Raw genomic sequence first — 15,267 nt, forward strand, 5'->3', positions numbered from 1 at the left:
CTTCGTTTCGAAGGCCCCTTTGACACATCGCCAATCCTACGAACGCGTGATGATCGCCAAAATTATCTGTCGCGATGCAAATGCAAAATTAGATCGTCTGGCGCACGCCAGACGATATTTTTTCTCTGTGAGAGCGACGTCGTAATGAGCAACCACGATGCAGTCCCGGCATTGACCGCCGCAAGGCATTTGACAGCGAACTGCCGGCCATCCTCGTTGGCTACCCAATTCCGCGTCGAAGCGCCACGGCATCTGCCCGATGCGGCCGGCGTGCGATTTGCGCGCGCGTGACCTATTCTGAAGAGATCACCGGCGGCTGGTTTTCTTCTACGCATTCGACAGGAGGTGTGCCATGTCGATGTCGATCACTTTGCAGGAGCGCCTGCGCAGCAAGGGCTCACGCTACGAAATCGTGCGCCACCCATACAGTCATTCGAGCATGGAGAGCGCTGCTGCGGCGCACATTCCCGGCGACCGTCTCGCCAAAACAGTGCTGCTCGAAGACGAGCACGGCTACGTGGCCGTCGTGCTGCCTTCAACCTATGCCGTGCAATTGTCTGAGCTTTGGAGCAAGACAGGGCGCCGGCTCGGCCTGGCTACCGAGGCTGAACTGCGCGAACTGTTCAAGGACTGCGACGCAGGGGCGCTGCCGCCAATCTGCGCGGCGTATGGCATGAAGACCTACCTCGAGGCGAACCTGGCCAGCCAGCCGGACATCTACTTCGAGGCCGGCGATCACGAAGAACTGGTTCATATGGAAGCGGACCAGTTTCTGGCGCTGATGGACGACGCGGAGCGCGCCCATTTCGCAAGGCGCATGCGAGGCATGAGCGTACGCGCGTGAGTGAGCGCAGCGAGGCCGGCGGTTGAAACAGCGCGGCCTTCAGGGTATTTCGAGCGCGATGTCGTCGGACAGCGCGGCCGCGACGTGCGCTGTCCGATCCCAGCAAACGCTGATTATGAAAGGGGAAGGTTATGCCTCGGCTGCGTCAGCATCGTTGGCTTCAGAATGTCTTCGAGTTGGGCCTGTGTGAGTAGTCCTCTCTCGATGACGATTTCTGCGACGCTTCTTCCCGATGCGAGCGCTTCCTGGGCCACCTGGGTTGCATTCGTATAGCCGATATACGGGTTCAGTGCAGTCACGATGCCGATCGAGTTTTCAACGAGCGAGCGAAGCCGATCGCGATTGGCCGTAATCCCGTCGACACACCTGGAAGCCAGGGTGAGGCACCCCGCACGCAGGTGTGCAACGCTCTTGAACAGGCTGTGCGCAATGACCGGCTCGAATGCGTTCAGCTGCAGTTGGCCAGCTTCCGCGGCAAAACTCACCGTCACGTCGTTGCCGATGACTTCGAAAGCGATCTGGTTCACGACCTCCGGAATGACTGGGTTGACCTTGCCCGGCATGATGCTGGAGCCTGCCTGAACCGCCGGCAGGTTGATTTCGCCAAAGCCCGCGCGCGGCCCGCTCGAAAGCAGGCGAAGATCATTGCAGGTCTTCGAGAGCTTGACGGCCACGCGCTTGAGCACCCCCGACAGCTGGACGAATGAGCCCACGTCCTGGGTCGCCTCCACCAGATTGGGCGACGTCGTAACGGGGATGCCCGTGACGCTGGCCAAATAGCGGCAGGCGAGCGGCGCATAGTCGGGCGATGTGTTGATACCCGTGCCGATCGCCGTGGCGCCCAGGTTGATTTCGCAAATCAGCTTCGACGCTTCGCGCAGACGCTCCTGATCTTCTTCGAGCATGACCGCGAAGGTGCTGAACTCCTGTCCCAATGTCATGGGGACCGCGTCCTGCAACTGTGTTCGTCCCATCTTCAGATCGTCGCGAAACTCCTGCGCTTTGCGTTCGAACGACGCGCGCAAGACGCCCATCGCATCGACCAGTTGTGCAATGCCCATATAAGTGGCGATTTTCAACGCGGTGGGATAAACGTCGTTCGTGCTTTGCCCGAGATTCACGTCTTCGTTTGGATGCAATACCGCATAGTCGCCTCGCTCGTGGCCGAGATGTTCTAGCGCGAGATTGGCGATCACCTCGTTCGCGTTCATATTGGTTGACGTGCCGGCGCCGCCTTGAATGACGTCGACGACGAACTGGTCGTGGGCAACGCCGTCACGGATCTGCTGGCACGCATGAACGATGGCCTTCATTTTGTGCTCGGGAAGCAGGTGTAATTCATGGTTCGCCAGCGCCGCCGCCTCTTTCACACTCGCCAGGGCGTTGACCAGATTCGGGTAGGTCGAAATCGGAATGCCGGTAATCGGGAAGTTACTCAGCGCGCGAAGCGTATGGACTCCGTAATAAGCTTCGTTGGGAACGGCGAGGTCGCCAAGAAGATCGTGTTCGATGCGTTCAGAGCGATTAGACATGGCTTTTCTCCATGGGACAAGGATCCGGTCAACCAGCGGCCGCTTCAGCCGACAAGGCATACGTGATGCACCGGCGAGCGAGAACATCGGTGGGATCGACGAGCCTGACGCGCGCGCCGCTCGTGCCCACGTATTCACTACCGGTTAAAAGGAGGGGGAGTTCGGTGCACCCGAGGACAACGACTTCAACGCCTTCGGCTATCAGCCCTTCCATGGCGGCAGCGATGTCTGCCTGGCACTGCCCCGTGGTGAATCCCGCTTTAACACCGTGTTTGCCATAGATGGCTTCCATCACGCGCCCCTGTAGCTCAGGCGAGGGCACGACCTGACGAAGGCCCTGCGATTCGAGCGCCTTGCGATAGACCCCGCTTTCGATCGTGCCCGATGTCGCCAGCACGCCGATATCACGAAGCGCCGGATAATTCTCGCGCAAATAGCTGACTGTGACCGTCAACATGTTCACGATCGGGATGTTGAGGTACGGCTGGATGCGCTCGACGAAAGCGTGAGCCGTGTTGCACGGAATTGCGATGATGTCCGCGCCGCCGTCTTCGAGCCGTTTGGACGTCGCATACAGCGAGACGGTCGGGTCCGCGCCGTCGCCGATCAGGTTCTCGGTGCGGTCCGGAATCTGCGGGTTTTGCTCGACCAGCAGCTTGATGTGATCCTGATCGCGCGTGGCGGGCGTATTGCGGACGATCTTCTGCAGAAAATCGACTGTCGCCGCGGGGCCGACACCGCCCACGACGCCGACCTTGAAGGCGTGCGACGGCGAACCGTAACCGCCCGTATTGGCGTACTGCGCTATGTACTGCGCATACGCGAGGTTGGCATCGACGAGCGGCACGCCCAACGGCCCGATTTCATCCGCGACCAGCGCGACTTCGGTCATGCCGGGCACGATCACCTGGGCACCTTGTTCGATCAGATCCCGGCAAGCCTCACGCAATAGCTCGACAGGACGCCCGCGCAGGTTCCCGCTCTTGATGCCGTCCGCTCCATACACGGCTTGCGTAACCGGATCGAAGCGCTCGTCGCATCGGGGGTGGAGGACTTCGAACTCGGGGGACGCAAAGTACCGTTCGAACAGGCGCTTTTGCCGCGTGTAATCGGAGGCGAGCATGCCGATGCGGCTCGCACCGGGGAACTTGCGCCGAACATGGCTGCGAACCGCCTCGATCATGTCCACGATCTGCAAGCGCGTATTCGCGCGCAGCTCGTCGATGAAGGTGTGACTGAGAAAGCACGGCAGCACGACGGTCGTCACGCCGCGCTTCTCGAAGTCCCGAATCATCTCGAAGATGTACAGCTTGCGTTCGGTCGTAGCGGCGCTTCCGGAGCCAGCGCTGGGAAATGGCGACTGCTGAAAGATGGCGTCGAAGTGGTCGGCATCGGTCGATGCGGGCGTCGCCTTCACCAGTTTGAAGAAGACGTCCGCACTCGCCAGCGGACCCAGACCGCCGACAATGCCGAATTTGCGCTTGTGGCCGGCGACATCGGAAGTCATTTTGCGCCACCTTGCGCGGGGCGGAAAACGGGCTCGTCCTCCTCGATGAAGTCGGCGGCGTTGCTCACTCGCGCGCCTTCCCACTTCGCGATCACGGCGGTCGCCACGCTGTTGCCGATCACGTTGGTCATCGTGCGGCCCATGTCGAGGATCTGGTCGATCGCGAGCACCATCGCAACCCCTTCGACCGGCAGATGGAACATCGGCGCCACTGCCGCGACCACCACCACCGAGCCGCGCGGCACGCTGGCCATGCCCTTGCTGCTGAGCATCAGCACGAGCAGCATGAAGAACTGCTGCGAGATCGGCATGTTGATGCCGAACGCCTGGGCAATGAAGATGGCCGCGAAGGCCTGATACATCATCGAGCCGTCCAGATTGAACGCATAGCCCAACGGCAGCGTGAAGCCGACGACTTTCTTGTCGACGCCAAAGCGCTCCAACTGCTCGGTCAGGCGCGGATAGGCCGCTTCGCTGCTCGCGGTCGCAAATGCGATCATCGCCGGTTCACGCACCGCCTTGAGCAAGGTGCCGACGCGGCGGCCGAGGAAGAGATAGCCAACGAAAATCAGGATTGCCCAGAGCACGACCAGCCCCAGATAGAAGGAGCCAATCAACTTGCCATACGTGTAGATGACGTCCAGGCCGCGCAGCGTCACCGCCGAAGCGATCGCGCCGAACACGCCGAAGGGTGCCGCGCGCATGACGTAATTCGTCACGCGCAGCATGACGGGCACCATGCCTTCGATCACCTCGATCACGACCTTGACGCGGGCGTCCCGCTTCGTTGCGCTCAGTCCAATGCCGAGGAAAACGGAGAAGACCAGGATCTGCAGGATGTCGTTACGCGCCATGGCGTCGAGCAGGCTGGTCGGAAAGGCGTGAGTCAGGACGTCCTTGAAGTTCAGGGCCGAGGTGTTCAGACCGGTTTCGACCTCGGCGGTACCCGCGACCATGTGCAGGCCAGCGCCCGGCTGCAGAAGATTGGCGAAGACGAGGCCCACCGTGAGCGAAATCAGCGACGCGCAAACGAACCAGCCCACCGACCGCAAACCGATGCGGCCTACGTCCTGACCACTGTCCATGCCGGCCAGTCCCGACACCAGCGTGACGAACACCAGTGGCGCGATGATCATCTTGATGAGGCGCAGGAAGATGTCCGTGACGATCGAGAAGTATCCTGCGATGGCTTTGAGCGTGGCCGGATCGGATGTGCTGGCGTGGCAAGCGTAGCCCGCAATGACGCCCAGTATCATGCCAACGGCGATATAAAAGGTAAGGCGATTTTTCATTTCCGTTCGTCCCTGTATGACGCAAGGCGGTCAAGACATGACCGGTATACGTTGAAAGGCGCCTGAAGCGAGATCGGCTGCGACTCGGTCAAGCGTTGAGACGCATACTAGGGACGACAAAATAATCGATGATGCCGTTGTGGCATGTGCGTATGCGAATTTTGCATAACGCGGGAAAACCGGGGGGAAACCCTAGGCGCCGGACTGTGAAACCGCGCGAAGATGCTGCCAGAGCGTGTCGAGAAACTCGCTGCGGTTCGATGCGTCGCGGTAGACCCGAAGCTCGATATCCAGATTCCAGGCGGGCGGTCCTGCGGGCACCAGTTCCCCAGCGTCCAGTTCCGCTGCGATCGCGCTCTTTGGCAGCCATGCCATCCCTTCGCCTTCCATGACCATTTTTTTGAGCACCTCGGCCATGTCCGATTCATAGTGAAGCAGCAAGGACGGCGCAGAGGGGGCTCGGCCAAGCAGCACCGCAAGGCAACGCCCGAAATAGCTCGTTTCCGTATAGGAAATGTGAGGCAATGGTTGCTTTGCCGTTCCCGGCAGTCGATACATCGGCGCGCTACGCTGGTTTGGCCTGGTGGCCGGCATGAGCGTGTCGATACCCACGGTGAGATGCTCGTACTTCGCGGGATCGAGATGCAAAGGCATCTCGGGGTGGTGGTAGGCGAACATCAATTCGCAGTTGCCGTTCACGAGCATCAAGATCGAGTCGTGCACGTTGGTCGGCACCACGCGCGCGCGCACGTCGCCGAAGTGGGCGGAAAGCGCCTTGAGCCAGGCGGGCAAAAAATTCAGCGCGATCGTGTGCCCAGCCGCAATCTGGAGGCTCTTGCCGCCAATGCGTTTTTCTGTGCGGATGATGGCGCGGGTATCGAAGAGTCTGTCGAGGATATCTTCAGCGGCTTCGCGAAAGAGTTGACCTGCGGGCGTTAACACGGGAGGGAAACTGCTGCGGTCGATTAATTCCGCGCCGACCCATTGCTCCAGTGATTGAATGCGCCGGCTGAACCCCGATTGCGTCACATTGCGGAACTCCGCTGCGCGCGAAAAGCTCTGGTACTGAGCAAGGGCGATGAAGTCCTCGACCCATTTGATTTCCATACGTAAGGCCCGCCTTTTGCGTTGCGATACACCGGTTACAGGAGGCTCCAATCTTACGCTGGTAGCGTTGTACCCGGTCGCATGCAGGACCGCGCCCGCACTCACGCAATGCGGACGCCATCTTCACCGGCTTCGCTCAGTAAGTCGCAGAAAACGCTGCCTGCACCTGAGCAGGCGACGTGATCCCATTGGCAATCAGCAGTTGCGTGAGCAAACGCGCCTTTTCTGGATTGAGATCGAGGGAGGCGACGAATCCGCTCTTGTCATCGTCGACTTCGACATTGCGGTTCACGAAGCCCGATCCCACCCGCGACGACCGGACGACAACGACACCCAGTTTTGCGGCGCGCTGCATCGCAAGCATGGCTTGGTTGGAAACGTCGCCATCGCCGACTCCGGCGATGACGATCCCCTTCGCCTTGTCTGCGATCGCGTGATCGATTTGTGTCGCGTCCATGTTGCTGTGCGCGAAGACGATTTCGACCCGAGGCAATTGTCCGTCGACGGGCAGCGTGTACGGAGGCTTGCGAGCCGCGAGGACGGGCGCAACGAAGCGGATCGACGCCGGATCCACATAGCCGATCGGCCCGGCGTTGGGAGAGAGGAAGGTCTGAAGCGACGTGGTGTTCGTTTTCGTGATCCAGCGCGGATCATGAATCGTATCGTTCATGACCACCATCACGCCACGCCCCTGCGACTGCGGGCTGGCCGCGACCTCGACGGCTTCGAGCAGGTTATTGGGACCGTCGGCACTGGTGACGCCGCCCGGCCGCATCGATCCCACCAGAACGACTGGCTTGTTGGAATGGATGACGTTCTTCAGAAAGAATGCGGTTTCCTCCATGGTGTCGGTGCCGTGCGTGATCACGACGCCGTCCGCCTCGCTGCGATCAAAAATCTCGTTGATGCGCCTGGCCAACTGGAACCAGACTTTGTCGTTCATGTCCTGCGAGCCGATATTCGAAATCTGCTCCGCCGAGATCGTGGCGAATTTGTCGATGCCGGGCACATCCCGGATCAACTGTTGTCCGGTCCGCTCGCCAGAGTTGTATCCGATAGCGGAGCGCGCATCTGCCGTTCCGGAAATCGTGCCTCCGGTTGCAAGCACGGCGACGCGCGGCAATTGCCGCGTCTGGACGGCAACGTTGGTTGGTTGATCCGGGCTGGTGTCTGCCGCTGCGGCGGACGTGGAGGACAGGGGAAGGGCGGTGAATACCGCAAGCGCCACGATAATGGTCGTACGAAAACGAACCGGAACGAGATGAGCGAATTTATTCATGATCGCGTGCAAATGAAGGAGACCTTGGACGGAAGGGACGGCGATTTCACCCAACCTGGTCGTTGACCTGACCAAAGCGGGCGATCCCACGACTCCGAATTGGATGGGCGGCGGAATGGATCACGCTTTGCACCAGAGTCAGACCGGATGGTAGAAGCGGTCAAAAAGAGGGCGATGCGGGGGTGGCATGTTCCTATGCGAGACCCGCATAACGTGGGAAAACCCTGGCCGCAGGAGCCGTCATTTCGTCGCGGCGGCGGCAAGCACGCCACCGGTCCTGAGCGCGATCGACGTCGCGCCTCAGCTTCAGCGATACGAATCCGGACTGTCGAGGCCGTCGCGCCCCGGCAGTCCAGCGCTCAGTTCAATGATCGTGCCTGACCTGGCTCATGACAGGCTGCTGGCTTGCCTTTCGGCTCAGCAGCAGCGTCACGAGCGCCGAAACCGCGAGCGTCGCAGCGACGACATAGAGCCCGGCCGTGTAACTACCCGTCGTTTGTTTCAGCCACCCGATCACGGCGGGGCCGACAAAGCCGCCCAGGTTGCCGATGGAGTTGATCGAAGCGATGCCTGCCGCCGCGCCTGCACCCGAAAGAAACATGCTCGGCATGGCCCAGAGCGGGGCTTTTGCGGCACTGATGCCGACGTTCACCACGATCAGCGCGAGCACGATCATCAGCGCGGTGGTTGCCTGGCCCGCAACAACGAATGCGAGGCACGCAAGCACGCAAGGGATGACCACGTGCCAGGTGCGCTCACCCGTGCGGTCGGAGTGTCGTGCCCACAGCACCATGACGACGATGGCGATGATGCTCGGAATGGCGTTGATGAGCCCCGTTTGCAGCGAGTCGAAACCGAACTGGCGGATCATCAGCGGAGCCCACAGGCCGAGCGTGTAGAGACCCGCCGACGTGCCGAAGTAAATCAGCGCAAGTGCGAGCACGCGCGGATCGAGCAGGGCTTTCAGCGCGCCGGTCGTATGACCCGCGTGTCCTTCGCGAAGGTCTGCCTCCTCCTTTAGCCTGGCGATGAGCCAGTCACGTTCTTCCGCTTGCAGCCAGGTCGCCTGCTTCGGTGAGTCAATGAGACGCTTGAAGACCACGAAGCCGAGCACCACGGCCGGAACGGCCTCGATGATGTAAAGAAGCTGCCAGTCCGCAAGACCGAACATTGGCGGCAGTTGCATGATCGCACCCGAGATCGGCGAGCCGAGCGCGGTCGACAGCGGTGCGGCTGCCATGAACCACGCGGCCGCTACAGCGCGTTGCTTCGTCGGAAACCAGAGGCTCAAATAAAGAATGATGCCGGGGAAGAAGCCGGCTTCCGCCACGCCGAGCAGGAAACGCAGGACATAAAAGCTGGTCGGCCCAGACACGAAAGCCGACGCGGCCGACACGATGCCCCACGTGATCATGACCCGCGCAATCCATATCCGCGCACCCACGCGATGCAGGATCAGATTGGACGGCACCTCGAACAGGAAGTAGCCGACGAAGAACAAACCGCCGCCGAGTCCGAACGCCGCCGGCGAGAGTCCGATGTCCTTGTTCATCGTCATCGCCGCGAAGCCTACGTTGACGCGATCGAGAAAGCTGACGAAGTAGAGCAGCATCACGAACGGAATGATGCGCCACATGAGTTTGCGGGAAACCCGGGATTCGAGATCCTGATCTGAATGCATTGTCTCCTCCTTAAAAGGAAGTCGCACCGGTTGTTTGAACGCGTTGTGGCGGTGCGGTGGTGGAATCGCGAGAAAGCCGTTGTTATCGATGCGTGCTGAAGCGGCTGAATACGTCGCCAGGCGTCCACGCCGCGGCGTCGCCCAGTTCCGCTTCGATCATGAGCAGGCGGTTGTACTTCGCCACACGGTCCGAGCGGCACAGCGAGCCCGTCTTGATCTGCGAGGCGGACGTGCAAACGCTGAGATCGGCGATGGTGGTGTCTTCGCTGTCGCCGGAGCGATGCGAGACGACCGAGGTATAGCCGGCAGCCGTCGCGGTCGCAATCGCGTCGAGCGTTTCGGTGAGCGTGCCGATCTGGTTGGGCTTGATGAGAATGGCGTTGGCGATTTGCTGGCCAATGCCTTCCTGCAGCGTGCATGCGTCGGTGACGAAGAGATCGTCGCCCACGAGCTGCACGCGCTGGCCAAGCCGTTGCGTCAACACGCGCCAGCCGTTCCAGTCGTTTTCCGCCATGCCGTCTTCGATGGAGACGATCGGGTAGTTGTTGATGAGCGCTTCGAGATACGCCGCGAATCCATCGGCGTCGAAGCTGCGTTTTTCCGAGGCGAGCGTATAGCGGCCTTCGGCATAAAACTCGGAGCTGGCGACGTCGAGTGCGAGCGATACATCGCGGCCGGGCCTGAAGCCGGCTAGCGCAATCGCGTCCATGATCGTGTCGAGCGCGGCGGCGCTGGAAGGAAGGTCGGGCGCAAAACCGCCTTCGTCGCCTACGCCAGTGCTTAGCCCCTGTTTGCGCAGCGTGCTGCGCAACGCATGGAACACTTCCACGCCCCAGCGGGTCGCCTCGGCGAAGCTCGGCGCGCCAACCGGCAATATCATGAACTCCTGAATATCGACGCTGTTGTCCGCGTGCGCGCCGCCGTTGAGGATGTTCATCATCGGCAACGGCAAACTGGGCGAGGCGTTCATCGAGAGGGCGCGGTAAAGCGGGGCGCCTGCGGCCTGCGCAGCCGCTCTTGCGTTCGCGAGGGAGACCGCGAGCAGCGCGTTCGCTCCGAGCCGCTGCTTGCCCGGCGAGCCGTCCAGATCGATCATGATGCGGTCGATGTGCCCCTGCTCCGAGGCGTCCTGATCCAGCAGCGCAGTGCGCAACGCGCCATTCACGTGCGCCACGGCCTGACGCACGCCCTTGCCGCCATATCGCTGCGGGTCCTTGTCGCGCAGTTCGACGGCTTCGCGCTCTCCGGTTGACGCGCCGGACGGCACGATGGCGAAGCCCTGCGAACCGTCATGCAGACTCACACGCGCGGCGACGGTAGGGTTGCCGCGCGAATCGAGAAGCTCGAAACCTTCGATGTTTCGGATACGTGCCATGTCGATGCTCACTGGATTTGCGCGATGCGCATGAGGTTGGTCGTGCCGGCGGCGCCGAACGGCATGCCGGCGGAAATGACGACGGTCTGTCCGCTCACGCCGATGCCTGCGCTGCGCACGGTCTCGCATGCCAGCTCGCTGACCGCCTCGACATTTCCGGCTTCCTCGCTCACGACCGGATGGACGCCCCAGGCGAGCGTGAGCTGGCGCGCAACCGCGAGATGCGGCGTCATGCCGACAATCGGTACGCAGGGCCGCTCGCGCGCCATACGCAGCGCGGAGTAGCCCGAACTCGTGTAGGCAACCGTTGCCACCGCGTCGAGCAACTGGGTGACGTGGCGCACCGCGAACCCGATCGCATCGGGCACGACGGCGCGCGGCGCGGCGTGTGAGGCGGCAATGACTTCTCGGTAGTACGGGTCGCTTTCCGTGCGTGCGATGATGCGGTCCATCGTGTGCACGGCTTCGACGGGGTACTGGCCGCTCGCGGATTCGGCCGAGAGCATGACGGCGTCGGCGCCGTCGTAGATTGCCGTGGCGACGTCGGAGGCTTCCGCGCGCGTGGGCACCGGCGCGCTTACCATCGATTCGAGCATCTGCGTGGCGACGATCACGGGCTTGCCGAGCTTGCGGCAGGTCCGCACGATGCGCTTCTGGATGGCCGGAACCTGTTCGGCAGGCACCTCGACGCCCAGGTCGCCTCGCGCGACCATGATCGCATCGGCTTCCTCGACGATCGCTTCGAGGCTGCCAATGGCGGCGGGCTTTTCCAGCTTGGCGAGAAGGGCGGCGCGGCCCTGCACGATTTCGCGCACTTCGCGCAGGTCTTCCACGCGCTGCACGAACGAGAGCGCGACCCAGTCGACGCCCAGTTCGAGACCGAACGCAAGATCGCGCCGGTCTTTTTCCGTCAACGCCGAAAGCGGCAGCACCACGTCGGGCACGTTCACGCCTTTGCGCTCGGAGAGCATGCCGCCGACCACGACAACCGTGTCGGCCGATTGCGCGTCGCAACGTTCGACGCGCAACTGAACGCGGCCGTCGTCGAGCAGCAGGGTCGTGCCAGGCTTGATCGCCGCGAAGATTTCCGGATGCGGGAGCGCGACGCGCTCGACGCTGCCCGGCTGCTCGCGTACGAGGTCGAGCCGGAACGGCGCGCCGGCTTCGAGGCGCACGGGTCCGTTCGCGAACGTGCCGATGCGCAGCTTCGGCCCCTGCAGATCGAGCAGCACGCCGATTGGGCGGCCGACTTCTCGCTCGATTGCACGGATGACTTCGAGCCGGGCAAGATGGTCCTCATGGGTGCCGTGACTGAAGTTCAGGCGGAACACATCGGCGCCCGCATGAAAGAGCGCTTCGATGGTTTCGCGTCGCGTGCTGGCGGGTCCCAGTGTGGCGACAATTTTGGCATTGCGGGTACGGCGCATGACGAGGGTTCCTTAAGCCGTGGCGGATTCACCGCCGATGTAGATCGCGCGAAAGTCGTTGACGTTGGTGAGCGTCGGGCCGGTGACGAGAGCGTCGCCGAGTGCCTGAAAGAAGCCGTGGCCGTCGTTGTTGTCGAGGCTGGCGGCCGGGTCGATTCCCGCGGCGCGCGCGCGAGCGAGCGTGTCTGGCGCGAGGCGTGCGCCCGCGATTTCCTCCTGGCCGTCGACGCCGTCGGTGTCGCCCGCGAGCGCATGGATGTCGGGCAGGCCGTTGAGTGCGAGCCCGAGCGAAAGCAGGAACTCGACATTGCGGCCGCCGCGACCCGTGCCCCGCACGGTCACCGTGGTCTCGCCCCCGGAGAGCAGAATGCAAGGTGTCCTGAATGGTTGGCTGCGCTGCGCGACCTGCTTCGCGATACCCGCCATGACGGTGCCGACTTCGCGCGCCTCGCCTTCAATCGAATCGCCGAGAATATGCACGTCGATGCCTTGCTTCGCGGCGCATTGCGCGGCGGCTTCGAGCGCCATTTGCGGCGTGGCGATGAAATGGGTTTGAACGCGCGATAGACGGGCGTCACTGGGTTTGAGCGTTTCCAGTTCGGCTGATTTCAGTTGCGTGCGCAACGTATCCGGCACGGCAATCTCGTAGCGGTCGAGAATGTCGAGCGCGTCGGCGCAGGTCGTCACGTCGGCAACCGTCGGCCCGGAAGCGACGTCGGCGGCGCTGTCGGCGGGGACATCGGAGATGATCAGGTTGACGACGCGCGCGGGATGGCACGCGGCCGCGAGACGCCCACCCTTGATCGCGGAAAGATGGCGGCGCACACAGTTCATCTCGGCAATCGTCGCGCCGCTCGCCAGCAGCGCGCGGTTGATTGCCTGCTTGTCTTCGAGCGTGAGGCCGGGCGCGGGCAGCGGCAGCAGCGCGGAGCCACCGCCCGAAATCAGGCAGATCACGAGATCGTCTTCGCTCAGGCCCGAAACGCGTTCGAGCATGCGCTGCGAGGCGCGCAGCCCGGCTTCGTCGGGTACCGGATGCGCGGCTTCGACGATCTCGATGCGCTCGCACGGCACGCCATAGCCGTAGCGCGTAACGACGAGGCCTTCGAGCGGCCCGCGCCAGTGGTCCTCGAGCGCGCGAGCCATGGCGGCGGACGCCTTGCCCGCGCCGATCACGAGCGTCCTGCCTCGCGGCGGCTCGGGTAGGAAGGCACTCACGCGCAACGCGGGCTGGGCGACGGCCACGGCGGCGGCGAACATGTCTTCCAGCAGCCGGGGAATGTCGACCGGAGCGGGCTCGCGGGGCGAGGTGGGGGAACGGCTTTGCATGTGCGGTTCAGGTTTCTTGAGGGCGAGCGTCACCACGACGGCGCGCGCGCCGTCGAATCGCGGTGAGGAGGAGTCGTCGCCGCTGACGGTGGCGCAGCGCTAGCGCGTGGCCGTCAGGGCGAAGTCAGGATGCGGTGACGCTCAGGCGGGCGCCGTCGTCTTTTCGAGGAGGGCGCAGACGGCGTCGGTTACCTGCTTCGTGGTGGCCTTGCCGCCCAGGTCGCCGGTGTGCAGCGCGGGGTTGGCCGTGACGGCAACGACCGCCTGCATCACGCGCGTGGCAGCCTCGTTTTCGCCGAGGTGTTCGAGCAGCATCACGACGGACCAGAACGTGCCGACCGGATTCGCGAGCCCCTTGCCCATGATGTCGAAGGCCGAACCGTGGATCGGCTCGAACATCGACGGATAACGGCGCTCGGGGTCGATATTGCCCGTCGGCGCAATGCCCAGGCTGCCCGCGAGCGCGGCGGCGAGGTCGCTGAGAATGTCGGCGTGCAGGTTGGTCGCGACGATCGTGTCGAGCGAGGCGGGGCGGTTGACCATGCGCGCCGTGGCGGCGTCCACGAGCTCCTTGTCCCACTTCACGTCCGGGAACTCCTTGGAAACCTGCAGCGCGATTTCGTCCCACATGACCATCGCGTGGCGCTGCGCATTGCTCTTGGTGATGACCGTGAGCAGCTTGCGGGGACGCGATTGAGCAAGGCGGAACGCAAAGCGCAGGATGCGTTCGACGCCGGCGCGCGTGAGGATCGAGACATCGGTTGCCGCTTCGAGCGGATGGCCCTGGTGTACACGGCCGCCCACGCCGGAATATTCGCCTTCGGAGTTCTCGCGCACGATCACCCAGTTCAGGTCTTCGGGCTTGCAGCGCTTCAACGGCGCGTCAATGCCGGGAAGAATGCGGGTGGGGCGCACGTTCGCGTACTGGTCGAAGCCCTGGCAGATCTTCAGGCGCAAGCCCCAGAGCGTGATGTGATCGGGCACATCGGGGTCGCCCGCGGAGCCGAACAGGATCGCATCCTTGTTGCGAATGGCGTCGAGGCCATCGGCGGGCATCATCACGCCATGCTGGCGGTAGTAGTCGGCGCCCCAGTCGAAGTCCTCGAACTCGAAGGCGAATTGATCGCTGTGTTTTGCCAGCACTTCGAGCACTTGCTTGCCCGCGGGCACGACTTCCTTGCCAATGCCGTCGCCAGGAATGGTTGCGATGCGATAGGTCTTCATGTCTCCGTCCTCATGTGTAGTCAGTGGATGGCACTTTACCGCTACCGGAAGTCCAGGAATCGGGCCGATATTCAAAGCATCTTTAACTTTGAATCACAAGTGAGCAGCACGCTCAGCGGGGGCGGGTCCATGTGCGTTGCGCGAGGCGAACTACACTTCAATTCAACGAGGCCCGCGCTCTATGGGAGGCGAATATGAAAAAGGAAAGAAAGACAGCCAGGCAACTACTGTCCGAAACCGCCCGTGAGGTGATCTCGGTCGACCCCGCCGATACCGTGCTAACGGCGCTGCGTCTGATGGCCGACAAGGATGTCACCACCGTGCTGGTGCTGCAGAGCAGCAATCTCGTCGGCATCCTGTCCCAGCGCGACTATGCCCGCAAGGTCGAACTGGCCGGCCGCAGCGCCGTCGAGACGAAGGTCGGCGAGATCATGACCACCCAGGTGTTTTACGTCACGCCCGAGCACACCTGCGATCAGTGCCTCGCGTTGATGCACACCAAACGGATCCGGCATCTGCCGGTCATGGATGCGGGACGGGTGATCGGCGTGCTGTCCAACAGCGACGTGCTCGAGGAACTAATCGTCGAGGACGAGCATTTCATCAGCATCCTCGAACACGACATGCTCTACCTCACCATCGACACCGGCGGCGCCTATTAGGTGATGTG

At 62.6% G+C, this 15,267-nt stretch carries 12 protein-coding genes; 2 read left to right on the forward strand and 10 right to left on the reverse strand.

The window, feature by feature from the left end:
* The first annotated feature begins 352 nt into the window (after positions 1-352).
* The gene (locus VSR72_RS24820; protein ID WP_342954986.1) at positions 353-844 is read left to right on the forward strand and encodes a YbaK/EbsC family protein; all 492 of its coding nucleotides are present in this window, start codon (positions 353-355) and stop codon (positions 842-844) included.
* Between the two features lie 113 nt (positions 845-957).
* On the opposite strand, the gene aspA is transcribed toward VSR72_RS24820, so the two are convergent.
* From aspA to VSR72_RS24870, 10 genes are all read right to left on the reverse strand, one after another.
* Entirely contained in the window at positions 958-2,376 is a 1,419-nt protein-coding gene (gene aspA / locus VSR72_RS24825) for an aspartate ammonia-lyase (RefSeq protein ID WP_342955017.1), read from the reverse strand.
* Positions 2,377-2,404: 28 nt separating this feature from the next.
* Complete coding sequence (locus VSR72_RS24830) at positions 2,405-3,883, reverse strand: amino acid racemase (RefSeq protein ID WP_342954987.1); 1,479 nt, start codon at positions 3,881-3,883, stop codon at positions 2,405-2,407.
* The gene (locus tag VSR72_RS24835) at positions 3,880-5,175 is read right to left on the reverse strand and encodes a dicarboxylate/amino acid:cation symporter (protein WP_342954988.1); all 1,296 of its coding nucleotides are present in this window, start codon (positions 5,173-5,175) and stop codon (positions 3,880-3,882) included. Before VSR72_RS24835 ends, VSR72_RS24830 begins: the two co-directional genes overlap by 4 nt.
* Positions 5,176-5,367: 192 nt before the next feature.
* The gene (locus VSR72_RS24840; protein ID WP_342955018.1) at positions 5,368-6,282 is read right to left on the reverse strand and encodes a LysR substrate-binding domain-containing protein; all 915 of its coding nucleotides are present in this window, start codon (positions 6,280-6,282) and stop codon (positions 5,368-5,370) included.
* 136 nt (positions 6,283-6,418) lie between these two features.
* Positions 6,419-7,561 carry an asparaginase gene (locus VSR72_RS24845; protein WP_342954989.1) on the reverse strand — a complete coding sequence of 381 codons (1,143 nt, stop codon included), beginning with the start codon at positions 7,559-7,561 and terminating at the stop codon, positions 6,419-6,421.
* 364 nt (positions 7,562-7,925) lie between these two features.
* Positions 7,926-9,242: an MFS transporter gene (locus VSR72_RS24850; RefSeq protein ID WP_342954990.1), complete on the reverse strand. Its 1,317-nt coding sequence runs from the start codon at positions 9,240-9,242 to the stop codon at positions 7,926-7,928.
* 82 nt (positions 9,243-9,324) lie between these two features.
* The gene (gene eno, locus VSR72_RS24855) at positions 9,325-10,617 is read right to left on the reverse strand and encodes a phosphopyruvate hydratase (RefSeq protein WP_342954991.1); all 1,293 of its coding nucleotides are present in this window, start codon (positions 10,615-10,617) and stop codon (positions 9,325-9,327) included.
* Positions 10,618-10,625: 8 nt separating this feature from the next.
* Positions 10,626-12,044, reverse strand: a complete 1,419-nt coding sequence (pyk, locus tag VSR72_RS24860) for a pyruvate kinase (RefSeq protein WP_342954992.1) — start codon at positions 12,042-12,044, stop codon at positions 10,626-10,628.
* A gap of 12 nt (positions 12,045-12,056) precedes the next feature.
* On the reverse strand, positions 12,057-13,373 hold the full coding sequence (locus tag VSR72_RS24865; RefSeq protein ID WP_342954993.1) for a glycerate kinase: 1,317 nt from the start codon (positions 13,371-13,373) through the stop codon (positions 12,057-12,059).
* A gap of 141 nt (positions 13,374-13,514) precedes the next feature.
* Positions 13,515-14,597, reverse strand: a complete 1,083-nt coding sequence (locus VSR72_RS24870; RefSeq protein WP_342954994.1) for a tartrate dehydrogenase — start codon at positions 14,595-14,597, stop codon at positions 13,515-13,517.
* 194 nt (positions 14,598-14,791) lie between these two features.
* Here VSR72_RS24870 and VSR72_RS24875 point away from each other — a divergent pair, with 194 nt between their 5' ends.
* Positions 14,792-15,259: a CBS domain-containing protein gene (locus tag VSR72_RS24875; protein WP_342954995.1), complete on the forward strand. Its 468-nt coding sequence runs from the start codon at positions 14,792-14,794 to the stop codon at positions 15,257-15,259.
* The last annotated feature ends 8 nt before the right edge of the window (positions 15,260-15,267 follow it).

Source organism: Paraburkholderia sp. JHI869 (assembly GCF_038900775.1).
GTDB lineage: Bacteria > Pseudomonadota > Gammaproteobacteria > Burkholderiales > Burkholderiaceae > Paraburkholderia.

What these genes read in the sequence shown, in the direction of transcription:
- VSR72_RS24820 (WP_342954986.1), top strand. Translation starts at nt 353, where the DNA reads ATGTCGATGTCGATCACTTTGCAGGAGCGCCTGCGCAGCAAGGGCTCA.
- aspA (WP_342955017.1), bottom strand. Translation starts at nt 2,376, where the DNA reads ATGTCTAATCGCTCTGAACGCATCGAACACGATCTTCTTGGCGACCTC.
- VSR72_RS24830 (WP_342954987.1), bottom strand. Translation starts at nt 3,883, where the DNA reads ATGACTTCCGATGTCGCCGGCCACAAGCGCAAATTCGGCATTGTCGGC.
- VSR72_RS24835 (WP_342954988.1), bottom strand. Translation starts at nt 5,175, where the DNA reads ATGAAAAATCGCCTTACCTTTTATATCGCCGTTGGCATGATACTGGGC.
- VSR72_RS24840 (WP_342955018.1), bottom strand. Translation starts at nt 6,282, where the DNA reads ATGGAAATCAAATGGGTCGAGGACTTCATCGCCCTTGCTCAGTACCAG.
- VSR72_RS24845 (WP_342954989.1), bottom strand. Translation starts at nt 7,561, where the DNA reads ATGAATAAATTCGCTCATCTCGTTCCGGTTCGTTTTCGTACGACCATT.
- VSR72_RS24850 (WP_342954990.1), bottom strand. Translation starts at nt 9,242, where the DNA reads ATGCATTCAGATCAGGATCTCGAATCCCGGGTTTCCCGCAAACTCATG.
- eno (WP_342954991.1), bottom strand. Translation starts at nt 10,617, where the DNA reads ATGGCACGTATCCGAAACATCGAAGGTTTCGAGCTTCTCGATTCGCGC.
- pyk (WP_342954992.1), bottom strand. Translation starts at nt 12,044, where the DNA reads ATGCGCCGTACCCGCAATGCCAAAATTGTCGCCACACTGGGACCCGCC.
- VSR72_RS24865 (WP_342954993.1), bottom strand. Translation starts at nt 13,373, where the DNA reads ATGCAAAGCCGTTCCCCCACCTCGCCCCGCGAGCCCGCTCCGGTCGAC.
- VSR72_RS24870 (WP_342954994.1), bottom strand. Translation starts at nt 14,597, where the DNA reads ATGAAGACCTATCGCATCGCAACCATTCCTGGCGACGGCATTGGCAAG.
- VSR72_RS24875 (WP_342954995.1), top strand. Translation starts at nt 14,792, where the DNA reads ATGAAAAAGGAAAGAAAGACAGCCAGGCAACTACTGTCCGAAACCGCC.